Raw genomic sequence first — 21214 nt, 5'->3', positions numbered from 1 at the left:
GGTTAGAGTTTAAAGTTTATCGACGATTAGGATATTATTTTCAATATTTTTAATTTTTACGAGGCTTCCGGTTGCTATTTTTTCGGAGGCTTCTGTCATGGCTTGCAATTCGTGAAACGAACCTTTTACACTTATTTGTACTTTTCCGACACCTGATTTTGATTCGGGAATTGTTAAATATACCGTAGCCGTTTGATTGATGGTATTTTCAAATTTAAACGAATTGTCTTCTCCTAGTTTTAGTATTTGTTTGATAAGGAAAAAGAAAAGAGCAATAAAAATAATTCCCACCACAACTGAGATGATAATTAAAACAGTTTTGTTTTCGATGCTGTCATACAACGAAATTCCGGTCCAACTGAAACCCAATAAAAAGTTGATGAGGTTTCTAAGTGAAAACAATTCAAAAGGAGCATCTGCCGAATCGTGTCCTTCTACCATATCAACATCTGCATCTGCTCCGCCAAAGCCGATAAAAGTTAAAATGGTTTGTAGTAAAAAGAATAAACTTGTTGGCAACGCAATGTACCAGTAGCTTTTTAATAACGGATCTAATCCTTCAAGAAATTCCATAAATTGAGTTTTGGTTTGGTTACAACTTTTATACGTGCACTTTTACAAAAAGTTACAAGAAAATGTTAAATTAATTTTTGAAAGATTTTTTTTGAAACGAGAAATTTTTTTTAAAAAAAGACGAAAATATAGCTTTAAAATGTTAATTTTTCAATATAGACAAAATTTATAGTGATAATTTATGTAATTGATTATTAAATATTTATTTCTATTTATTTAAAGTAATTTTTTGATGTAATCAGAAATGCTTTCGACAGAATTATTTTTGATAAAATTGATAAAATCACTACCAATAATTGCTCCTTTTTGATGTTTCGTTGCTTGTTGAAAAGTAGTTTTATCTGAAATTCCAAAGCCAATAATTTGAGGATTTTTTAAATTCATTGATGCAATTCGTTCAAAATAATGTTCCTGAATTTCATTAAATCCAATTTGATTTCCGGTTACACTTGAAGAGCTAACCATGTAAATAAAACTGTTCGATAAGTCATCAATTTTCAGAATTCGTTCCTCAGAAGTTTGTGGTGTGATTAAAAAGATGTTGTTTAAATTGTGTTTTTCAAATAATTCTTTATAGTTTGATTCGTAGATTTCAAGTGGTAAATCGGGAATAATTAAACCATCAATACCAATTTCTTCACACTTTTGACAGAAGTTCTCCACGCCAAATTGCATTATCGGATTAAAATAACCCATAATAATCAGCGGAATTTCAACCGTTTTTCGAATGCCTGCCAGTTGTTCGAATAGTATTTCAGTTGTCATTCCGTTTCGCAATGCTTGTGTGGAACTCGTTTGTATAGTTGGACCATCAGCCAATGGATCGCTGAAAGGCAATCCGATTTCAATCATATCGACTCCGCTTTTTTCTAATTCTGATATGATTTTGGTGGTATCATCCAAATTCGGGTAACCCGCTGTAAAATAGATGGATAACAACTTTTTGTCTTCTTGCAATTTTTTATTTATTCGATTCATTTTATTAATTTCATTGTATTAATTTCTCTACACTCCAAACTCCAAACTCCCAACTCCCAACTCCTAACTCAAACCAAAATAATCAATATACGTGCTCAAATCTTTATCGCCACGTCCTGAAAGATTAATCACCACAATATCAGTTGATTTGAATTGTTTTTTATCTAAAACAGCAAAAGCGTGAGCAGTTTCGATTGCCGGAATAATTCCTTCTGTTTGTGATAATTTCCAACCCGATTGCATTGCTTCGTAATCGGTAATTGCAATGAATTTGGCTCTTTTGGTTTGATGTAAATGCGAATGTAGCGGACCCACACCCGGATAATCTAAACCTGCAGAAATCGAGTATGGTTCTGTAATTTGCCCATCGTTCGATTGCATCAAAAGCGTTTTACTTCCGTGAATGATGCCGATTTTACCTAAAATAGAAGTCGCTGCACTTTCGCCGGATTCAACACCTTTTCCGGCAGCTTCAACAGCAATCAATTTCACGTTTTCATCTTCTAAAAAATGATAAAAAGCTCCGGCTGCATTGCTTCCGCCACCAACACATGCAATCACGTAGTTTGGAAATTCTGTTCCTTCTTTTTCGTATAATTGAGCTTTGATTTCCTCAGAAATTACGGCTTGAAAACGTGCGACCATATCCGGATAAGGATGAGGTCCAACCACAGAACCAATAATGTAATAGGTATTTTCGGGATTGTTAATCCAATCGCGAATGGCTTCATTTGTCGCATCTTTCAAGGTTTTTGAACCCGAAGTGGCGGGCCTGACTTCTGCTCCGAGCATTTTCATTCGAGCAACGTTTGGAGATTGCCGTTTAATATCGATTTCGCCCATATAAATTACGCATTCTAAACCCATTAACGCACAAACGGTTGCGGTGGCAACACCATGCTGACCAGCACCTGTTTCGGCAATGATTCGGGTTTTTCCTAATCGTTTGGCAATCAGTATTTGACCAATCGTATTATTGATTTTATGTGCTCCGGTATGGCACAAATCTTCTCTTTTCAAATAGATTTTGGTATTGTATTTTTCGGATAAACGTTTTGCAAAATAGAGTGGAGTAGGCCGACCGACATAATCCACCAGCAATTCCATAAATTCTTTTTTAAAGCTTGGTTCAGCTGTAATCTTCAAATAATTTATCCGAAGTTCTTCAATATTTGGGTACAACATTTCGGGAATGAACGCTCCACCAAAATCGCCATAAAATCCTTTTTCATCTACTTGATAATTCATCGTATTTGATTTAATTTTTCTTGAAATTCTTTAATTTTTTGTTTGTTTTTGATGCCGGGTTCGTCTTCAAATTGACTGTTAATATCAATGGCATAACACTTTTTTGCAGCGTTAGATTGAAGAAATTTCTCCAATTTTGGTAGTTCATTCAACCCGATTCCGCCACTTAAAAAGTACGGAATATCTTCTTTATACTGGTTTAAAATTTCCCAATTAAAAGTAGTTCCGTTTCCACCGGGCAAATCTCCTTTTGTATCAAATAAAAAATAATCTACACACTCTGCGTTGTATTCTAATGCATTGAAATTAAAATTGTTATCAATGGTTATTGCTTTAATTACTTTACTGTTAGTTTTCTTCAATTCTAAACAAAAGTTAGCTGATTCATTACCATGTAACTGTACAAAATTTAGTTTGTGAGAAATGATTTTATCTACAATTTCGTTATAATTAGCATCCACAAAAACACCTACTTTCTGAATTGTACTCGGAATATTTTCTATGACATTTTCGCAATAACGTTTGGAATTTTCCCAAAAAATAAATCCTAAAAAGTCAGGTTGCAATTCACTGATGGAAAGTACATTTTCCTGATCTTTCATCCCACAAATTTTTAATTTCATATTTTTATTTTATTGATAAATTTCTTCATTTCACTTTCAGGGTTTTGGCTTTTCATAAAAAATTCACCCATCAAAAAGCCTTTAAATCCATATTCTTTTAGTTCTAAAATCTCTTCAGCAGAATCAATTCCGCTTTCAGAAATCCTAATAAAATCATTCGGAATTTGTTCTGCCAATTGTTTGCTGTAGTCTAAATTAACTTCAAATGTTTTTAAATTTCGGTTGTTAACGCCAATTAAATCTAAACTTGACATAATCGATTTATCCAGTTCTTCTTGGTTGTGAACTTCTAATAATACTTCTAATTTAAGTGACTTTGCCAATTCAGATAAATTTTTGATTTCTTCTCGAGTCAAAACCGCTGCAATCAACAAAATTACATCCGCTCCAAAGGATTTGGCTTCAATGATTTGGAATTCATCCACCATAAAATCCTTTCGCAAAAGCGGTAAATGGGTTGTGGCTCTGGCTAAAATTAAATCGTCTAATGATCCACCAAAATACTGATTATCAGTTAGAATAGAAATTCCGGTTGCACCACCATTTTCATAACATTTCACAATTTCTTCTACCGAATTAGATTGATTGATGACTGATTTGGAAGGCGATCGGCGTTTATGTTCAGCAATTATTCCACTTGAACTATTCAATAAACGATGAACCAATGAATTCGTTTTTCGTTCAAACAAAACTGATTGTTCCAATTGTTTTATTGGTATAATGGATTTTTTCAACGCTACTTCTCGTTTTTTAGAAGCAATTATTTGATCTAAAATGTTCATGAGCGACTCAAGTTTTGTAGTGTTTTTAATTTATCGAGAGCTTTTCCGCTCATCAAACTTTCTTTAGCGATGGCTAAGCTTTCTTCTATCGACGTTTTTTTCATCATCGAAATGGCCAATGCCGCATTAGCACAAACCACCTCGTTTTGCATTTGTGTTCCGTTGCCGGAAAGGATTGTCATGAAAATGTTCGCTGCTTCTTCAACGGTTTCACCGCCTCTGATTTGATATAAAGTGACCGATTTGGTGTTGAAATCTTCCGGTTTCAGAATTTTTTCCGATGAATTTGAAATAATCTTGACATTTCCTGTCAATGAAACTTCGTCAAAACCTTCTAAATCGTATAAAATAGAGAAATTTGTCGTCGTATTTTGATACAAATAAGCATACATTCGAGCCAATTCCAAACTAAATACGCCAACCAATTGATTTTTGGGAAAGGACGGATTTACCATCGGACCGAGCATATTAAAGAATGTTTTTACGCCTAATTCTTTTCGAATTGGGCCCACATTTTTCATCGCCGGATGAAATAACGGAGCGTGAAGAATGGCAATATTGGCTTCTTCCAAACACTTGTCCAAATAATCTTGCTGGTTGCTGAATTTTACCCCTAAATTTTCCATTACATTGCTCGAACCTGAAATAGATGAAACACCGTAATTTCCGTGCTTTGCGACTTTAATTCCTGATCCGGCAACCACGAAGGAAGCTAATGTTGAAATGTTGAATGTATCTTTTCCATCACCACCGGTTCCACACAAATCGATTGTTTCATAGTTTGAAAAATCGATTGGGATGCAAAGTTCCAATAAGGCCTCCCGAAAACCGGTTAGCTCTTCGATGGTAATGCTTCGCATCATAAAAACGGTCATAAATGCAGCCATTTGACTCGCATTGTATTGTCCGGAAGAAAGGTTAATCAGCACGTTTTTCGCTTCTTCTTTCGTCAGCGTTTTATGATTGATTAATTGATTGAGTATATTTTTCATAGTTTTTTTAGTGATTAGTAAACGGTAATTAGTCAACCTTCAACAGACAACTGAGAACCGACAACAGATAACGGACTAACTCTCCAGCCAATTCTCTAAAATCTTCTTCCCATTCGGCGTTAAAATGCTTTCGGGATGGTATTGAACACCTTTTACATCCAATGTTTTGTGTCGAATTGACATAATTTCGCCGTTTTCATCCACGGAAGTGATTTCTAAATCTTCAGGAAAATCATCAGGATTGATGACCCAAGAATGGTAGCGACCGACTTCAAATTCTAAAGACAAATCATTGAAAAGAGAATCTTCTTTGGTAATTTTTACTTTAGAAGCCACACCGTGATACACTTTTTCGAGATTGATTAAACTTCCGCCGAAAACTTCGCCAATAGCTTGCTGACCCAAACAAATGCCGAGAATGCTTTTGGTTGAAGCATATTTTTTGATGACATCCAACAACAAACCGGCTTCTTCTGGAATTCCGGGGCCAGGCGAAAGTAGAATTTTATCGAACTTTTCTAATTCATTCAACTCAAATTCATCGTTTCTAAAAACGGTAACTTCGGCATTCAAATCTTCTAAATAGTGAACCAAATTGTAGGTAAAACTATCGTAGTTGTCGATAATAATAATTTTTTTCATAAATTATATTTTTTCTGCCATTTCTAAGGCTTTGTTTAACGCATTTAATTTATTGTAGACTTCTTGCATTTCGCTTTCTTCGGAAGAACTTTCTACAATTCCGGCTCCGGCTTGGTAGTGCAATTGATGGTTTTTACTCAAAAATGTTCGAATCAGAATTGCGTGATTGAAGTTACCATTAAAATCCATAAAACCAATGGCTCCGCCGTAAAAACTTCGGTTGGTGTTTTCAATTTTTTCGATTAACTGCATCGCTTTATGTTTTGGAGCTCCCGTTAAAGTTCCTGCAGGAAACGTGGAAGCTACTAAATCCATTGTTTTAGCTTCAGGTTTTAGCTTGCCAATGACTTTTGAAACCAAGTGAATGACATGCGAAAAGAACTGAATTTCTTTGTATTTTTCAATTTTCACTTGATTGCAGTTTCGACTTAAATCGTTTCTGGCCAAATCGACTAACATCACGTGTTCGCTGTTTTCTTTGACATCTTCGGCTAATTTTTTGGCTTGAATGGCATCGTTTTCATCATTTCCGGTTCGCTTAAACGTCCCGGCGATGGGATGAATTTCGGCTTCACCGTTTTTTACAATCAAATGAGCTTCGGGCGAAGAACCAAATAATTTGAAATTGCCATAATCAAAATAGAATAAATAGGGTGAAGGGTTGATGTTTCGAAGAGCACGATACACATTAAACTCGTCGCCTTTGAATTCTTGAGAAAATCTGCGAGATAAAACTAACTGAAAAACATCACCACGATGACAATGCTTTTTGGCTAAAGTAACGTGTTCTTTGAAATCTTCATCGGTTAAATTAGAAATCGTTTTTCCCACTTTTGAAAAGGAAAAAGAAGCAAAATTTTTCACTTGAAGCAATTGCTCCATTTCATCAATATTTGAATAGTCAGAAATGCTGTGGCAAAAAAGATATGCTTCATTGTTAAAATGATTTATGGCGATAACGTTTTGATAAATAGCGTAATACATTTCAGGAATTACAATGGAATCATCCTTTTTTGAAATTTCAATTTTCTCAAAATAACGAATGGCTTCATAGCTTGTAAAACCAAATAATCCATTGTATGCAAATTTTAAATTAGGACCATTTATGGAAAATCTTTGCATAAAGCTTGAAATTTCATTTGTGATTGAAGTTTCATTTTTTATAGGATGATTTTCAGAACTTCCATCCGGAAAATGAGTTGTAATCAGACTATTTTCAATCTTAAAACTCGCAATCGGATTACAGCAGATGTAGGATAAGCTGTTATCGCTCGTATGATAATCGGAACTTTCCAGCAAAATACTGTTTGGGAATTTATCCCGAATTTTCAAGTAAACACTCACTGGCGTGATGGTGTCGGCTAAAACCGATTTATACGTAGTATTTAATTTGTATTGCTTCATTTTTTTATTGAATTAAAAAGAAAAAGGGCTTGTCGTGTTTGACAAGCCCTTTTGAATATTTTGAAAAATATAACTATAGGTAGCTAGCTCACGACGACTGACGTAAGTTGTTCCACCACCAAGCTGTATTTAAAAATGTGTTCATTGTTTTATTTTGAATTACAAATGTAGGGATGTAATTTGAATAAGCAAACGAATTTTTTAAAATTAATAATTTTTATGATTTGTTTAAACAAAAAAATCCTGACACTTTCGCATCAGGATTTAGCAATTTTTCCCATTTATTTTTTAGTAAACTAACGATACTGTTAATTCGAAATCGTCATTGATAGCTTTGTCACCTAAGCTATCAAAAAAGCTACCTGAACCATATTCAATTCCGTATTTAGTTCTGTTTACTTTAAAAGCTGTTTTCGCAGTTCCAGCTCCAAGAGCTAAATCAAATGTTACCGGTAGCGTTTTTCCTTTGATGGTTAAATCTGCAGTTACAGTATAAACATCACTTCCTTTTGAAGCTATGGTTTTGAATTCTAACGTTGAAGAAGGGTGTTTATCTACTCCAAAGAAATCATCTGCTTTTAAGTGACCTTCTAATTTTTCTTTACCTTTTCCGGCTTGCAAATCGGCAACTGCGATGGTAGTCATATTAACTTCAAAAGATCCACCTTTCAATTTTTTTCCATCAAAAACCAATGTTCCTGAACTAAAATTGATTGTTCCGTCATGTTGACCGGTTACTTTTTTTCCAACCCACGTAATTTTACTTTTTTCTACGTTGATTTTTTTGTTTTGAGCAGTAGCAGTAAATGATCCTGCAGCTACTATAAATGCTAATGCAATTGTTTTTAAATTTTTCATTGATTTAATTGTTTAAGGTTATTGATTATAAATTGATAAATAGTTCGTTTTTTGGTTTACGCACTTTCTTATAATGTTGCGTGGCATCTTCTTCATGACGGTAACCGATTGTGGCAAGCAAAGAAGCATTTAAACCTAATGCATTTAGACCTAACACTTCGTTTACATTTTCCGGCTCAAAACCTTCCATTGGTGTAACGTCAATTTTTAGTTCGGCTGCAGCGTTTAGTAAATTTCCTAAAGCTAAATAGGTTTGCTTAGATGTCCAGTTATTTCTGTCTTCTTCTGTTAAAGCAGTAATTTTCATTTTCATGAAATCGGCGTATCCTTTTACGCTCTCTGCAGGAATACCTCTTGTTTCTGCCATATTAGCAATGTACTGATCTATTTCTGTTTCTCCAAAGTTAGTGATATTTGCGAAAACCAATAATTGAGAAGCATCTACAATTTGCGATTGTCCCCATGCAAAAGGTTGAATTTTAGCTCTTAACTCAGGATTTTCGATGATAAATACTTTGTAGGGTTGCAATCCGTAAGAAGAAGTGCTCAATTGAATTGCCTCTTTTAATGTTTCCAAATCTTCCGAAGAGATTTTTTTGGTGGCATCAAATTTTTTGGTGGCATAACGCCAATTTTGATTACTAATAAAGTCGCTCATTTTTTTTAAATAAATTAAATCGTTCTATATTTTTCTAACAAGTTGTTCAAATTTTCTAATTCTTCTGAAGTTAAATTAGTGGAAAATAAAGTTTCATGTGCTTCAATTTTCGGATCTAATTCGGCTAATAATTTTAATCCTTTTTCGGTGATGGTGATTTCCATTTTGCGTCTATTTTCTTCGCAAACTTCACGATTTACTAAATCTTTCAATAGTAATTTATCTACCAATCGAGTGGTGTTGCTGGTTTTAGCAATCATTCGTTCTTGAATCACACACATGTTAGCCGGTTTTCCTTTCTGGCCACGAAGGATTCGCAAAACATTAAATTGTTCAACCGACAAATCAAAGGATTTTAAAATATCATTAAAAGCATCTGCAATAACATTTTGAGTGAACATGATGTTTAACACAGTCCGCTTTTCAATGCTTATTGGTGAATTGGATTTTATGATTTCTTCTATCTTCATTTGTAATTACAAAATTTGTATGTACAAATGTAGTTCTATTTTTTAATTGTATATACAAATGTCTATTAAATTTTTGTTAAAGATTTTTAAGAGGAAGGCGGAAGGCTTAATTTTATGAGATAATTTTATTTAATGGTTAAGTATAAATACATTTTTTTCTTACTGTTTTTATTTGATACGATAGTTGCACAAGACGAAAGTATAAGTGGTTCAGTTATAGATTTAGAGAATAATTCAGAAATTCAATATGTCAATATTGGAATTATGAATAAAAGTATTGGAACAGTTTCTAATTCTAAAGGTGTTTTTACCTTAAAATTAAATGATAAATCTAATTTAAAAGATACGCTTGTCTTTTCGCATATTGGTTATAAAACGAAGAAAATGCTCGTAAGTTCTTTGATTGGAAAAAATAATTTTATTGAATTAGAACCACTTTCAAATGAGTTAAAAGAAGTGGTCGTAACATTCAAACAACCTAAATCAAAACGATTTGGAAGAAGTGTAAAAGGATTATCGTTAATGCATTTTAATTTTTATTCGTATTATGAAAAAGATGTTGATGATCGTTTAAGCAAAGAGATTGGAATAAAATTTAAATTGAAAAAAGATTGTAAAATTGAAAATTTGAATTTCAATATTACTCAAAATGATTTTAAATCGTTGAAATTCAGACTTAATTTTTATAAAATTGAAAATGGTTTACCAACTGAATTACTAAATGAAAAAGATATTATTTTTGAAGTTAAAGAAAATTTCACCGGATGGTATAGTTTTGATTTAAAGCCTTTTGATGTTTTTCTTAACAAAGAAAATGAAGATGTGGCTGCCACAATTCAATGGATAGAAAGTCTAAAAAAAGATGAAAAAAGTAAATATTTTTCCATTTCAACGGCTCTTTCAGCAACAGAAACAGCATTTTACAGAGAAAAAGCAATGGATGTTTGGATAAAAACTGGGCAAGGATTAAGTTTCTATTTGAACGCAATGTGTAAATGAAAAGTATGATAAAAAAAGTAACAACAGCGTTATTCTTAATTGGTTTTATGATGGTAGGCTTTTCGCAAAGCAAATCCACATCAAAACCATTAAAAGTCTATGAGAAAGATGGGATCAAATTGAAATCGTATAATTTTGATGGATTACAACCGTATTTGAATAAAAAGAATGATACAATTTATGTCATTAACTTTTGGGCAACTTGGTGTGTTCCTTGTATCAAAGAATTACCTCATTTTGAAAAACTAAATCAAAAATACAAATCAGGAAAATTCAAAATGATTTTGGTGAGTTTAGATTTTCCTAAGATGATTGAAAGTCGAGTTATTCCATTCATTAAAAATAAAAATCTGGAATCAGAAGTTATTGTTCTAAATGATCCCGATGCCAATTCCTGGATTGAAAAAGTAGCGAAAGAGTGGTCAGGTGCCATTCCCGCAACAGTTATTTATAAAAATGATAGGCGAAAGTTTTATGAACAATCGTTCACAGAAGAAGAATTAGAATCAGAAATAAAATCATTCATCAACTAAAATTAAAAACTATGAAAAAATTCAAAATTGCCTTTTTAGTACTTGCAGCCGGATTGATTACAGCGTTCACTACAAACAATCCAGCCGGTTACGAAATTGGTTCAATCGCTACCGATTTTTCCCTAAAAAATGTAGACAATAAAAATGTATCGTTAAAGGATTATAAAGATGCTAAAGGTTTTATTGTAATTTTTACATGTAATCACTGTCCGTATGCCATTGCTTATGAAGACAGGATTATGGATTTGGATAAAAAATATAAAAAGTTAGGTTATCCAGTGATTGCCATTAATCCAAATAATCCTGAAAAACAAAAAGACGACAGTTTTGATAAAATGCAAGTGCGTGCCAAAGAAAAAGGATTTACTTTTCCTTATTTGTTTGATGAAGGGCAAAAAATTTATCCGCAATACGGAGCAACTAAAACGCCTCATGTTTACATTTTACAAAAAACAGACAAAGGAAATGTTGTCAAATATATTGGTGCAATAGACGATAATCACTCAGATGAAACGGCTGTTGAACAAAAATATGTTGAAAATGCGGTGGATGCGTTATTAAAAAAACAAGAAGTAAAAATTAAAACAACAAAAGCAATCGGCTGCTCGATAAAAGCTTAGGGAAGTAGCTGAGAAGCTGAGCTGCTGAGTGCCTGAGTATTTTTCTCAGCACCTCAGCACCTCAGCATCTCAGCATTTCAATAACTCAGCAACTCAGAGAAAAATGAATTTACAACAAGAAAAATGGTGGGTAGATGCCCAAAACGATGAAAACGCCGTTATATTAGATGTGCGAACACCGGAAGAATTTGAGCGTGGCATTATTCCAAATGCAATCAACATCGATATTTATAAAGGTCAAGGTTTTATTTATATGATTGAAGAATTAGATAAATCTAAAACCTATTATGTCTATTGCCATGCCGGAAGTAGAAGTGCAAAAGCATGCGAAGTGATGCAACAATTGGGTTTTGAGAAAACATTTAATCTGGTTGGGGGCATTTCAGAATGGAACGGACCAATTGTTGAGCCAAACTAAATTTGCATTAATTACATTTTTAAAGCTTTTTTTTCCTATTTTTATAATCCAAAACCAAAAATTTAGAGATTATGAAAAAAAATGTAGGCAATACCGATCGATTTGTTAGAGTAATGTTTGGCATTATTCTTTTGATTCTTTTTATGTCCGGAGCTATTGAAAATAATTTAGTACAATGGATTGTTTTAGGTGTAAGTATGATTTTAATTATCACAGCCTTTGCTACATTTTGTCCGCTTTATGCTTTGGTTGGGAAGAGTACCTGTGAAGTTAAGAGAAAGAAATAAAAACGAAATTTCAATAAATATAAAACCACGGATTTCGTGGTTTTTTTATACAAGAATTTACCAAAAAAATAAAAACGATTTCCTATTTTAGCCATTCGATACAAATTTTAGTTATGATTACACAAGCCCAATTTCAAAACGAACTACAGCTCATCATCCAAAACGGAATAAGAGAAGATATTGGTGAAGGCGATCACAGTTCGCTCGCTTGCATTCCAAAATCAGCCGTTGGCAAAGCAAAATTGTTGGTAAAAGACAAAGGAATTATTGCCGGAGTAGAATTTGCTAAACTAATTTTTAAACATGTTGATTCTGGATTAGAAGTGGAGACATTTATTCAAGACGGTAGTTCAGTAGACTATGGCGATATTGTTTTTCATGTTTCCGGAAGTTCGCAATCTATTTTGAAAGCCGAACGGTTGGTGCTCAATTCAATGCAACGCATGAGTGCAATTGCAACCAAAACAAAAATGTATGTTGATTTGTTGGAAGGAACATCTACCAAAGTATTAGATACCAGAAAAACAACACCCGGATTTCGTGCCGCAGAAAAATGGGCGGTGAAGATTGGCGGTGGCGAAAATCATCGGTTTGCGTTGTATGATATGATTATGTTAAAAGATAATCACAATGATTTTGCGGGCGGAATTTCGAAAGCGATTCAAAAAACAAAAGATTATTTACATGAAAATAAGTTGGATTTAAAAATAATCGTAGAAGCCAGAAACTTAAATGAAGTTGAAGAAATTCTGAATAGTGGCGGCGTTTACCGAATTTTGTTAGACAATTTTGATTACGAAATGACAAAAGAAGCCGTAAAGTGTATTGGCAATAAATGCTTAACCGAAAGTTCCGGCAACATCAACGAAAAAACAATTCGTCATTATGCAGAATGTGGCGTGAATTACATTTCATCCGGTGCTTTGACGCACTCGGTTTATAATATGGATTTGAGTTTGAAGGCTTTTTAGGGAAGATGAGAGATGGAAGATGGAAGATGGAAGATGGAAGATGGAAGATGGAAGATGGAAGATGGAAGATGGGAGATGGGAGATGAGAGTTTTCAGTTTTCAGATAGTCCGTGAAAATCTTTTATAGCGAAGCTATCAGAATCTGTGCAAAGCAGCGTTTAGCATTAGCAAATCCGTTAAATCCGTGTTCCAAAATAAAAATTAAATAAAATAAATTGACTTAGACAAAAATATGTCAGTAGAAATAGAGCAAAAACTCGATAAAATTCCGGTAATCAAACACATCGTTAGATTTACTAAAAACATAAAACTACCTTGGTTAGAAGGCTTGTCGTTTTATGATATGATGGAATTATACATCATCGGAATTGCTCAAGGAGCTTTTTCCTATCGAGCAGGTGCGATTGCCTTTAGCTTTTTTATGGCTTTATTTCCGTTTGCATTATTCATTTTAAATCTAATTCCATTTATTCCCATTGAAGGATTTCAAGAAGATTTTCTGCAATTTGTAGAAGAAGGAGTTCCGCCAAATACCTTTGAAGCCATCAAAACCATCATCGACGACATTTTAAACAACAGTTATCAAGGATTATTATCTTCCGGATTTATTTTGTCTATCTTTTTGATGTCCAACGGAATAAATGCTATTTTAGGCGGATTTGAAACTTCCTATCACATCACGATTTCCAGAAGTTTTTTCAGACAGTATTTTGTTGCATTGATCATGTCATTACTATTTTCGATGATTCTAATTATTACTGTCGCGGCCATTGTAATTTCTGAAGTAATCATTCAACAGATTCAATTCCAACAATTTGCCTACACCGATATTACTCTAATTCAAATTACCCGATACAGTTTTGTAATTTTAATGGTTTTAATATCATCTTCGCTTCTCTTCAAATTTGGAGCAAAAGAAACGTCAAAGATCCCTTTTATCAGTATCGGATCGGTATTTACAACCATTTTGATACTTTTATCTTCGTATGTTTTTGGAATTTATGTTGTGAAATTTGCCAAGTATAACGAACTTTACGGTTCAATTGGAACTTTGCTAATTCTGATGTTTTATATTTGGATTAACTGTATGATTCTATTACTCGGTTTTGAATTGAATGCCACCATAAACAAATTAAAAAGGAAAAATCTATTTGATTAAGTCCTTTTTCTGATGAAATAATAGCCAATTTATGTCGTACTTCGTAGAAGTTATTTTGCCCTTAGCACTCGATAAAACCTTTACTTATCAAGTTTCTGAAGCTGAGTTTAACTATATTAAACCCGGAATGCGAATTGCTGTTCCGTTCGGAAAAAGTAAAATGTACACCGCTTTGGCGATAGAAACGCATCAAAACCCACCTACTTTATACGAAGCTAAAGAAATTCATCAAATTTTGGATGAAAATTCCATTGTAAATGAAGTACAGTTGAAGCATTGGCAATGGATTTCGTCCTATTATATGTGTTCCATCGGAGAAGTTTTTCGAGCTGCTTTGCCTTCCGGATTTTTGTTGGAAAGTGAGACGGTTATTTCATTGATGCAAGGAGAATTAGTCGATGAAAAAGAATTATCCGATGATGAATTTTTGGTATTTGAAGCTCTTCAGCACCAAAGTTCATTAAAAGTAAGCGATGTCATTTCTATTCTGAGTAAGAAAAATGTTTTCCCCGTTCTTCAAAAATTAATTGATAAAAGCGTGGTTTCTCTGCAAGAAGAAATGCATGAATCGTATAAACCAAAATTAGTCAGATACATCAAACTTCATCAAAATTATGCAACCGATGAACTTTTGAATGAACTGTTGAATTCCATGAAAGCCGAAAAACAAAAGGAACTTTTGCTCGGCTATTTTCAATTAAGTGCTACGGAAAAGAAACCAATTTCTGCGAAACAATTAATTGATTTTTCATCTTCAACATCGGCTGTTTTAAAAAAACTGATTGAAAAAGAAATTTTTGAAGAATATCATCTCATTCATGATCGAACCGATTTTAACGATGATGAAAAAGCTAAAGTTCTTTCATTAAGTCAACCCCAACAAATCGCTTTAAAAGAAATTAAGAAGCATTTTGAATCCAAAGATGTTTGTTTGTTACATGGTGTAACATCTAGTGGTAAAACGGAAATTTATAGCAAACTTATTCAGGAAAAGATGCAAACCGGAAAGCAAATTTTGTTTCTTTTGCCTGAAATTGCTCTAACTACACAATTAGTTTCTCGTTTGCGAAAGTTCTTTGGCAACAAAGTAGCCGTTTTCCATTCCAAATACAGTAACAATGAACGAGTGGAGGTGTGGAATCAGGTTTTGCAGAATTCTCCGAAAGCACAAGTGGTTATTGGTGCACGATCGGCTATGTTTTTACCTTTTTCTGATTTGGGATTAGTGATTGTAGATGAAGAGCATGAACAAAATTTCAAACAAACCGATCCTGCTCCACGTTATCATGCTCGCGATGCAGTGACGGTTTTGGCTAAATTTCACAATGCAAAAGTGCTTTTAGGTTCGGCCACACCGAGTTTGGAGACCTATTATAATACCCAAAATCAAAAATATGCGTTGGTTGAACTTTTTGAACGCTTCAACAACACACCTTTACCGGAAGTTATTTTAGTTGATTTAAAAGATAAGTATTTCCGCAAGCGAATGAATGGTCATTTTAGTGATACGTTGATTGAAGAGATTACGTCTGCTTTGTCTTTGGGAGAACAGGTGATACTTTTTCAGAACAGAAGAGGTTATGCTCCTTTATTGGAGTGCATGACGTGCGGCCACATTCCGCAGTGCCCGAATTGCGATGTGAGTTTAACGTATCACAAATATAAAAATCAACTCAGATGTCATTATTGCGGACATTCGATTGCGAAGCCAACTAATTGTCATCAATGTTCCAGTGTCGATTTAACTACAAAAGGTTTTGGAACCGAGCAAATTGAATTGGAATTGGCCACGCTTTTTCCCAACAAAAAAATCCTCCGCATGGATCAAGATACCACAAGAGGAAAATTTGGTTATGATACGATTATCGATAAATTCCAAAATCGGGAAGTTGATATTTTGGTTGGTACGCAAATGCTCGCCAAAGGATTGGATTTTGATAATGTGAGTTTGGTTGGAATTTTAAATGCCGACAATATGCTTTATTTCCCGGATTTTAGAGCTTTTGAACGTAGTTATCAAATGATGGCACAAGTATCGGGTAGGGCAGGAAGAGCGGAGAAAAGAGGTAAAGTTGTGATTCAAACTTATAATCCAAATCACAATACGATTCAGCAAGTAACGCATAATGATTATGTTGGAATGTATAAAGAACAGTTGTATGAGCGACAGATTTTTAAATATCCGCCTTTTTTCAAGTTAATCAAAATCACACTTCGTCATAAAGAATATGAAAAAGTGAAAGAAAGTTCGATGTGGTTGTATCAAGTTTTGAGTCAGCACCTAAAAATGCCGGTTTTAGGGCCGGAAGAACCGGCTGTAAGCAAAATTAGAAATGAATATATCAGAACCATCGTGATTAAAATTCCGGATGATATTTCGCCACAAGGCACAAAAAAAACTATCCAAAAGATATTGAATAGTTTTGATGTTATTTCGCAATATAGATCTGTAAAGCTTGTAGTAAATGTTGATTTTGGTTAGGCGATAGCAAGAGCTTTCTTCAAATCGTCTTTCTTGTTTCTACTTAAAGGAATTTTGGTTACACCAATTTCCGCAAACTTACTATTGAAACGTTCAATTTTGTCGATGTTCACAATAAACGATTTGTGTACACGTAAGAATCTGTCTTTCGACAAATCATTTTCAAACGATTTCATAGTAGAAAGCACTAAGTTGCTGTCTTCGTCGGTTACTACTTTTACATAGTCGCCATACGCTTCAATCCACTTAATTTTAGAAGTGAATACTTTTAGTTTTTTTAGATTACTTTTAATAAAGATGTAATCACCTTCTTCTTCAGAAACTTCATGTCTCAATTTGTGCATATCGATTGCTCTTTTTACAGCAGAATCGAAACGATCAACAGAAATTGGTTTTTGTAAGTAATCAGTGGCATCATAATCAAAAGCTTTTACGGCATAATCCGCTTTTGATGTGATAAAAATGATTTGTGGTTTGTTTTTTAAACCATCAAGAAAATCGAAACCATTAATAATTGGCATTTCGATATCGAGAAAAATAAGGTCAACAGAGTGTATAGACATACAACTCTTTGCTTCAATAGCGTTAGAGAAATCACCCACGAGATGTAAACTCTGGTGATTATTCACTAACTTTGTGATGATCATTCTTTGGATAGAACTGTCATCGACTACGACACAATTTAGTTTCATAATTCGATTTATTATAGATTTGGTAAAACAAACGTAGTGCATTTCATCGATAAAAACTAATTTTTTTCGAACTTTTTTACCTTATGTCGATTATTTTGGTATTAAGCTTGGATATTAAAATTAAATTCTTACTTTTGCACCCAATTTAACAATTTTAAAGTAAATTATTATGAATCATTATGAAGCTGTTTTCATCTTGAATCCCGTTTTATCTGAACAACAGGTAAAGGAAACAGTAAGCAAATTCGAAGATTTTCTTACAGCCAAAGGGGCAGAGATGGTATCAAAAGAGGATTGGGGACTTAAAAAGTTAGCCTATGAAATCCAACACAAGAAAAGTGGTTTTTACCATTTATTCGAATTCAAAGCTCCTGCGGATAGCATCTTAAGTTTTGAAACTGAATTAAGACGTGACGAGAGAATTATGCGTTTCTTAACTGTAAGTTTAGATAAACACGCAATTTCTTGGGCTGAGAGAAGAAGAGAAAAATTAAAAGTTAAAGCATAATTACTATGTCAACAATCGAGCAATCAGCAAAAGGAAAAAAAGAAGGGGATATCAGATATCTTACTCCTTTAAATATAGATACTAACAAAACTAAAAAGTATTGTCGTTTTAAAAAATCAGGTATTAAATACATTGATTATAAAGATGCAGACTTTTTATTGAAATTTGTAAACGAGCAAGGTAAAATTTTACCAAGACGTTTAACCGGAACTTCATTAAAATACCAAAGAAAAGTGTCTGTTGCCGTTAAAAGAGCAAGACATTTAGCTTTAATGCCATATGTGGCGGATTTATTAAAATAATAATTAATTAAGTTGTTGCCTCGTCATTGGCGGGCTAACTTCTATAAAAAAAGGACAACAACATGGAACTAATCTTAAAACAAGACGTTCAAAATTTAGGTTTTAAAGACGATATCGTATCAGTAAAACCAGGTTACGGAAGAAACTTTTTGATTCCTCAAGGATTTGCTGCATTAGCAACGCCATCAGCTAAAAAAGTATTGGCTGAAAACTTGAAACAAAAAGCACACAAAGAGCAAAAAGTTGTTGATGATGCTAAGAAATTGGCTGAAACATTAAAAGCTCTTGATATTAAAATTACTGCAAAAGCAGGTGGTGAAAAGTTATTTGGTTCTGTAACCAATATTGATATTGTTGAAGCTTTGGAAAAAGCCGGACAACCAATCGATAGAAAATTTGTTACTTCTGGAACAGTAAAAAGAACTGGAAAATACAACGCAACTATTCGTTTACACAGAAACGTTGTGATTGATTTGCCATATGAAATTATTGCTGAGCAATAACATTCAAACACATGAAACTTTAAAACCCTGCTTCGGTAGGGTTTTTTTATGCTTTCTATTTTGAAAAAATACATTAAAAATTATCTTGTATAAGTATTAACTTGTTTAAATTTGTCCTATGGCTCAATTTATTAAAATATATCCGGAGAATCCCAATGAAGCTGCTATTGCTAAAGTAGTTAAAGTTTTAAAAGATGGCGGATTAGTAATTTATCCTACCGATACCGTTTATGGTTTGGGTTGCGATATTACCAACACCAAAGCTTTGGAACGTATTGCAAAAATTAAAGGAATAAAACTCGAAAAAGCTAATTTTTCATTCATTTGCCATGATTTGAGCAACATTTCAGATTATGTAAGACAAATTGACACGGCTACTTTTAAGATTCTGAAACGTGCGTTGCCGGGACCTTATACTTTTATTCTTCCGGGAAATAACAATTTACCAAAAGAATTTAAAAAGAAAAAAACGGTCGGTATTCGTGTACCGGACAACAATATTGTACTTGAAATAGTGAAACTTTTAGGCAATCCTATTGTGTCCACTTCGATTCACGATGATGATGAAGTGTTGGAATATTCCACAGATCCGGAACTCATTTTTGAAAAATGGCAAAACCTTGTTGAAGTTGTGGTTGATGGTGGTTATGGTGATAATCAACCCTCTACCATTATCGATTTATCAGATGGCGAACCGGTTGTGATTCGAGAGGGTAAAGGGGATAGTGCTATTTTTTAAAAAGTATTTGATGAATAGTTGTTCTAATATTTTCTTTAAACATCCAAATTAACTTTATATGAAATCTATTTTTATCCTTTTTATTTTCTTGACTTCTATATTAGGATTTTCACAAACAGACAGTACCAAAGTAGCCTTTGTTTCCTATTGGTCAGTGGGAGATAGTTATGATTTTAAAATCTCCAAAATCACCAAGAAATGGGATAAGGACAATCAAGAAAAAGAAGATAGAGAAGAATATGTAGCTAATTTCACCGTAATCGATTCAACGGATGATTCGTATACTATTCGATGGAAATATGAAAATGAACTCAAAAATACATATCAAATTCCAGATGAATTAGCAGAAAAATTTTCTAAATATTCGGTAACAGAAATTATTTATAAAACCTCTGAAGTTGGTGATTTTGTAGAAGTTGTGAATTGGAAAGAAATAAGCAAAAGCATGAACGGTATGTTTAATGATATGATTTCTGTTTTAGGACAAAAGGATAAAAAACTAAAAAAGTTTTTAGAAGAAAGATTTGAACCTATGAAGGAAATGTATAGTTCTAAGGAAGGTATCGAAGGTCTTGTTTTAAAAGAACTTCAGTATTTTCATTACCCAATGGGTGTAGAATTTGACTATTCTGAACCTTTATTATATGATGATGAAATTCCAAATCTATTGGGTGGAGGTCTTATCAAAGCTAAAGGAAAATTAACCATTTCAAGCGTTGATCATGAAGAAGGTTTTTGTATCATGAAACAAGAACTTAATTTAGATCCGGAAGATACGAAGAAGCTCATTCTTGATGTTTTTAAAACGTTAAAAATTGAAGGTGCAGAAGCCGATAAAATGCTTAAAACCGCTGTTTTCACAATTAATGATAACAATGTTTTTGAATATTATTTTTATCCGGGTATTCCGCATAGAATTGAAACATTGCGTGAAATGAATGTTGATATCAATGATACAAAAATGAAACGAACCGATCAGGTTATCATTGAATTATTGTATAATGAAGAAGAAAGCGAGTAATTCTGACCAACATAAAAATCGAAAGGCCATCATTGCTGATGACCCTTCAATAACTATTGGTTTGAAAAATGCTTAGTTTTTTACAAACTTTTGGTTAAAACTAAGATCGTTGAGGGTTATATTCAAGATATACATACCACTATTTAAATCGCTTACGTCAATATTATTTGGATTTGAAACGGTTTTCACTTGTCTTCCGCTTAAATCGTAAATCGTTGCTTTAAAATTTTCATACTCAAACGGTATAGAAAGTGAAATAGTTTCTTTTGCCGGATTGGGATATAACGAAACAGAACTTAAATCAAAATCATTTACACTTAAAGGTATTTGCGGTAGCGGAATTAAATTACCACCCGAAGCCAAAGCAACCCAAAGTCCAAACGCCGGTCCGTTACTATTTACTGATGGATCAAGGAAACCACTGGCCAAAACAGTAATTGCAGCACCGTCTAATCCTAACGCTTGAAGCGGAGCTTGGTAAGAAGCCACAGTAACTGTTCCCGTTGCATCACGAACATCTAATGTAAAGTCAAGATTTGGTAATTCTAAATATCCTTGAAATTCCGGGAAAGAAATGTTGTCTACAATTGTTCCGGCTGGAACAGAAGTTTCCACCACATCAACCGTTGGAGCATCAGGTGAACCATGATTTACTAAAACGTCAGTATTTGTTGCAACTGAAGCCGTTTCACGACCTTGAGCAAATACATTAATTGCAAAGTTTGGACCTACAGAATATCCTGTTGGACTCA

26 protein-coding genes are annotated in these 21214 nt (G+C 33.5%); 13 read left to right on the top strand and 13 right to left on the bottom strand.

The genetic code is table 11. The features are described from left to right. Positions 1-9: 9 nt before the first annotated feature. The 11 genes from AC23MC_RS07820 to AC23MC_RS07770 form a co-directional block, all read right to left on the bottom strand. On the bottom strand, positions 10-573 hold the full coding sequence (locus AC23MC_RS07820) for a serine protease (protein WP_487567840.1): 564 nt from the start codon (positions 571-573) through the stop codon (positions 10-12). A gap of 216 nt (positions 574-789) precedes the next feature. Then, positions 790-1551: a tryptophan synthase subunit alpha gene (gene trpA / locus AC23MC_RS07815; RefSeq protein WP_487567839.1), complete on the bottom strand. Its 762-nt coding sequence runs from the start codon at positions 1549-1551 to the stop codon at positions 790-792. A 63-nt stretch (positions 1552-1614) separates the two neighbouring features. After that, on the bottom strand, positions 1615-2799 hold the full coding sequence (trpB, locus tag AC23MC_RS07810; protein WP_487567838.1) for a tryptophan synthase subunit beta: 1185 nt from the start codon (positions 2797-2799) through the stop codon (positions 1615-1617). Next, positions 2796-3422, bottom strand: coding sequence for a phosphoribosylanthranilate isomerase (locus AC23MC_RS07805; protein ID WP_487567837.1), 627 nt, complete (start codon positions 3420-3422; stop codon positions 2796-2798). Before AC23MC_RS07805 ends, trpB begins: the two co-directional genes overlap by 4 nt. Beyond that, positions 3419-4204: an indole-3-glycerol phosphate synthase TrpC gene (gene trpC, locus AC23MC_RS07800; protein WP_487567836.1), complete on the bottom strand. Its 786-nt coding sequence runs from the start codon at positions 4202-4204 to the stop codon at positions 3419-3421. Before trpC ends, AC23MC_RS07805 begins: the two co-directional genes overlap by 4 nt. Further along, positions 4201-5196: an anthranilate phosphoribosyltransferase gene (gene trpD, locus AC23MC_RS07795; RefSeq protein ID WP_487567835.1), complete on the bottom strand. Its 996-nt coding sequence runs from the start codon at positions 5194-5196 to the stop codon at positions 4201-4203. Before trpD ends, trpC begins: the two co-directional genes overlap by 4 nt. 75 nt (positions 5197-5271) lie before the next feature. Beyond that, positions 5272-5838 (bottom strand): anthranilate synthase component II, encoded by a 567-nt coding sequence (locus AC23MC_RS07790; protein WP_487567834.1) that lies wholly within the window; start codon positions 5836-5838, stop codon positions 5272-5274. A 3-nt stretch (positions 5839-5841) separates the two neighbouring features. Continuing rightward, positions 5842-7242: an anthranilate synthase component I family protein gene (locus AC23MC_RS07785; RefSeq protein WP_487567833.1), complete on the bottom strand. Its 1401-nt coding sequence runs from the start codon at positions 7240-7242 to the stop codon at positions 5842-5844. Between the two features lie 288 nt (positions 7243-7530). Then, on the bottom strand, positions 7531-8100 hold the full coding sequence (locus AC23MC_RS07780) for a YceI family protein (protein ID WP_487567832.1): 570 nt from the start codon (positions 8098-8100) through the stop codon (positions 7531-7533). 25 nt (positions 8101-8125) lie between these two features. After that, positions 8126-8758 (bottom strand): NAD(P)H-dependent oxidoreductase, encoded by a 633-nt coding sequence (locus AC23MC_RS07775; RefSeq protein ID WP_487567831.1) that lies wholly within the window; start codon positions 8756-8758, stop codon positions 8126-8128. Between the two features lie 14 nt (positions 8759-8772). Next, positions 8773-9228: a MarR family winged helix-turn-helix transcriptional regulator gene (locus AC23MC_RS07770; protein ID WP_487567830.1), complete on the bottom strand. Its 456-nt coding sequence runs from the start codon at positions 9226-9228 to the stop codon at positions 8773-8775. 132 nt (positions 9229-9360) lie between these two features. Here AC23MC_RS07770 and AC23MC_RS07765 point away from each other — a divergent pair, with 132 nt between their 5' ends. The 8 genes from AC23MC_RS07765 (at position 9361) to priA (ending at position 16697) form a co-directional block, all read left to right on the top strand. After that, a complete protein-coding gene (locus AC23MC_RS07765; RefSeq protein WP_487567829.1) occupies positions 9361-10227 on the top strand; it encodes a carboxypeptidase-like regulatory domain-containing protein in 867 nt (288 codons plus the stop codon). 5 nt (positions 10228-10232) lie between these two features. Further along, a complete protein-coding gene (locus tag AC23MC_RS07760; RefSeq protein WP_487567828.1) occupies positions 10233-10760 on the top strand; it encodes a TlpA disulfide reductase family protein in 528 nt (175 codons plus the stop codon). An 11-nt stretch (positions 10761-10771) separates the two neighbouring features. Continuing rightward, positions 10772-11380, top strand: a complete 609-nt coding sequence (locus AC23MC_RS07755) for a thioredoxin family protein (RefSeq protein WP_487567827.1) — start codon at positions 10772-10774, stop codon at positions 11378-11380. 103 nt (positions 11381-11483) lie between these two features. Further along, complete coding sequence (locus AC23MC_RS07750; protein WP_248434023.1) at positions 11484-11798, top strand: rhodanese-like domain-containing protein; 315 nt, start codon at positions 11484-11486, stop codon at positions 11796-11798. Between the two features lie 71 nt (positions 11799-11869). Next, on the top strand, positions 11870-12085 hold the full coding sequence (locus AC23MC_RS07745) for a YgaP family membrane protein (RefSeq protein ID WP_112087389.1): 216 nt from the start codon (positions 11870-11872) through the stop codon (positions 12083-12085). 113 nt (positions 12086-12198) lie between these two features. Further along, entirely contained in the window at positions 12199-13056 is an 858-nt protein-coding gene (gene nadC, locus AC23MC_RS07740) for a carboxylating nicotinate-nucleotide diphosphorylase (RefSeq protein WP_487567826.1), read from the top strand. A gap of 232 nt (positions 13057-13288) precedes the next feature. Next, entirely contained in the window at positions 13289-14215 is a 927-nt protein-coding gene (locus AC23MC_RS07735) for a YihY/virulence factor BrkB family protein (RefSeq protein WP_487567825.1), read from the top strand. 31 nt (positions 14216-14246) lie between these two features. Continuing rightward, positions 14247-16697: a replication restart helicase PriA gene (gene priA / locus AC23MC_RS07730; protein WP_487567824.1), complete on the top strand. Its 2451-nt coding sequence runs from the start codon at positions 14247-14249 to the stop codon at positions 16695-16697. Here priA and AC23MC_RS07725 read toward each other — a convergent pair. Beyond that, positions 16694-17389, bottom strand: coding sequence for a LytR/AlgR family response regulator transcription factor (locus AC23MC_RS07725; protein WP_248434018.1), 696 nt, complete (start codon positions 17387-17389; stop codon positions 16694-16696). The genes priA and AC23MC_RS07725 overlap by 4 nt on opposite strands. Positions 17390-17558: 169 nt before the next feature. Between AC23MC_RS07725 and rpsF the strand changes: the two genes are divergently transcribed. From rpsF to AC23MC_RS07700, 5 genes are all read left to right on the top strand, one after another. Continuing rightward, positions 17559-17897 carry a 30S ribosomal protein S6 gene (rpsF, locus tag AC23MC_RS07720; RefSeq protein ID WP_487567823.1) on the top strand — a complete coding sequence of 113 codons (339 nt, stop codon included), beginning with the start codon at positions 17559-17561 and terminating at the stop codon, positions 17895-17897. 5 nt (positions 17898-17902) lie between these two features. Beyond that, positions 17903-18199: a 30S ribosomal protein S18 gene (rpsR, locus tag AC23MC_RS07715; protein WP_112087383.1), complete on the top strand. Its 297-nt coding sequence runs from the start codon at positions 17903-17905 to the stop codon at positions 18197-18199. 62 nt (positions 18200-18261) lie between these two features. Continuing rightward, positions 18262-18702, top strand: a complete 441-nt coding sequence (gene rplI / locus AC23MC_RS07710) for a 50S ribosomal protein L9 (protein WP_291095177.1) — start codon at positions 18262-18264, stop codon at positions 18700-18702. A gap of 118 nt (positions 18703-18820) precedes the next feature. Next, complete coding sequence (locus AC23MC_RS07705; RefSeq protein WP_487567822.1) at positions 18821-19441, top strand: L-threonylcarbamoyladenylate synthase; 621 nt, start codon at positions 18821-18823, stop codon at positions 19439-19441. 58 nt (positions 19442-19499) lie between these two features. Beyond that, complete coding sequence (locus AC23MC_RS07700) at positions 19500-20462, top strand: hypothetical protein (RefSeq protein WP_487567821.1); 963 nt, start codon at positions 19500-19502, stop codon at positions 20460-20462. A 72-nt stretch (positions 20463-20534) separates the two neighbouring features. On the opposite strand, the gene AC23MC_RS07695 is transcribed toward AC23MC_RS07700, so the two are convergent. Beyond that, positions 20535-21214 (bottom strand): T9SS type A sorting domain-containing protein (locus tag AC23MC_RS07695; RefSeq protein ID WP_487567820.1); only part of this gene is annotated, 680 nt, incomplete at its 5' end.

This window comes from Flavobacterium sp. T50_26, assembly GCF_057652995.1.
Note: the sequence above shows the minus strand (reverse complement) of the source record. Positions and strands in the feature narration are given on the sequence as shown.

Excerpts from the sequence above, each read along its gene's own strand:
- AC23MC_RS07820 (WP_487567840.1), bottom strand. The coding sequence starts at position 573 with ATGGAATTTCTTGAAGGATTAGATCCGTTATTAAAAAGCTACTGGTAC.
- trpD (WP_487567835.1), bottom strand. The coding sequence starts at position 5,196 with ATGAAAAATATACTCAATCAATTAATCAATCATAAAACGCTGACGAAA.
- AC23MC_RS07765 (WP_487567829.1), top strand. The coding sequence starts at position 9,361 with ATGGTTAAGTATAAATACATTTTTTTCTTACTGTTTTTATTTGATACG.
- AC23MC_RS07790 (WP_487567834.1), bottom strand. The coding sequence starts at position 5,838 with ATGAAAAAAATTATTATTATCGACAACTACGATAGTTTTACCTACAAT.
- AC23MC_RS07700 (WP_487567821.1), top strand. The coding sequence starts at position 19,500 with ATGAAATCTATTTTTATCCTTTTTATTTTCTTGACTTCTATATTAGGA.
- rpsF (WP_487567823.1), top strand. The coding sequence starts at position 17,559 with ATGAATCATTATGAAGCTGTTTTCATCTTGAATCCCGTTTTATCTGAA.
- trpB (WP_487567838.1), bottom strand. The coding sequence starts at position 2,799 with ATGAATTATCAAGTAGATGAAAAAGGATTTTATGGCGATTTTGGTGGA.
- AC23MC_RS07745 (WP_112087389.1), top strand. The coding sequence starts at position 11,870 with ATGAAAAAAAATGTAGGCAATACCGATCGATTTGTTAGAGTAATGTTT.
- AC23MC_RS07705 (WP_487567822.1), top strand. The coding sequence starts at position 18,821 with ATGGCTCAATTTATTAAAATATATCCGGAGAATCCCAATGAAGCTGCT.
- AC23MC_RS07755 (WP_487567827.1), top strand. The coding sequence starts at position 10,772 with ATGAAAAAATTCAAAATTGCCTTTTTAGTACTTGCAGCCGGATTGATT.
- AC23MC_RS07775 (WP_487567831.1), bottom strand. The coding sequence starts at position 8,758 with ATGAGCGACTTTATTAGTAATCAAAATTGGCGTTATGCCACCAAAAAA.
- AC23MC_RS07750 (WP_248434023.1), top strand. The coding sequence starts at position 11,484 with ATGAATTTACAACAAGAAAAATGGTGGGTAGATGCCCAAAACGATGAA.
- AC23MC_RS07760 (WP_487567828.1), top strand. The coding sequence starts at position 10,233 with ATGATAAAAAAAGTAACAACAGCGTTATTCTTAATTGGTTTTATGATG.
- AC23MC_RS07805 (WP_487567837.1), bottom strand. The coding sequence starts at position 3,422 with ATGAAATTAAAAATTTGTGGGATGAAAGATCAGGAAAATGTACTTTCC.
- rpsR (WP_112087383.1), top strand. The coding sequence starts at position 17,903 with ATGTCAACAATCGAGCAATCAGCAAAAGGAAAAAAAGAAGGGGATATC.
- AC23MC_RS07785 (WP_487567833.1), bottom strand. The coding sequence starts at position 7,242 with ATGAAGCAATACAAATTAAATACTACGTATAAATCGGTTTTAGCCGAC.
- trpA (WP_487567839.1), bottom strand. The coding sequence starts at position 1,551 with ATGAATCGAATAAATAAAAAATTGCAAGAAGACAAAAAGTTGTTATCC.
- trpC (WP_487567836.1), bottom strand. The coding sequence starts at position 4,204 with ATGAACATTTTAGATCAAATAATTGCTTCTAAAAAACGAGAAGTAGCG.
- AC23MC_RS07735 (WP_487567825.1), top strand. The coding sequence starts at position 13,289 with ATGTCAGTAGAAATAGAGCAAAAACTCGATAAAATTCCGGTAATCAAA.
- AC23MC_RS07770 (WP_487567830.1), bottom strand. The coding sequence starts at position 9,228 with ATGAAGATAGAAGAAATCATAAAATCCAATTCACCAATAAGCATTGAA.
- AC23MC_RS07780 (WP_487567832.1), bottom strand. The coding sequence starts at position 8,100 with ATGAAAAATTTAAAAACAATTGCATTAGCATTTATAGTAGCTGCAGGA.
- rplI (WP_291095177.1), top strand. The coding sequence starts at position 18,262 with ATGGAACTAATCTTAAAACAAGACGTTCAAAATTTAGGTTTTAAAGAC.
- nadC (WP_487567826.1), top strand. The coding sequence starts at position 12,199 with ATGATTACACAAGCCCAATTTCAAAACGAACTACAGCTCATCATCCAA.
- AC23MC_RS07725 (WP_248434018.1), bottom strand. The coding sequence starts at position 17,389 with ATGAAACTAAATTGTGTCGTAGTCGATGACAGTTCTATCCAAAGAATG.
- priA (WP_487567824.1), top strand. The coding sequence starts at position 14,247 with ATGTCGTACTTCGTAGAAGTTATTTTGCCCTTAGCACTCGATAAAACC.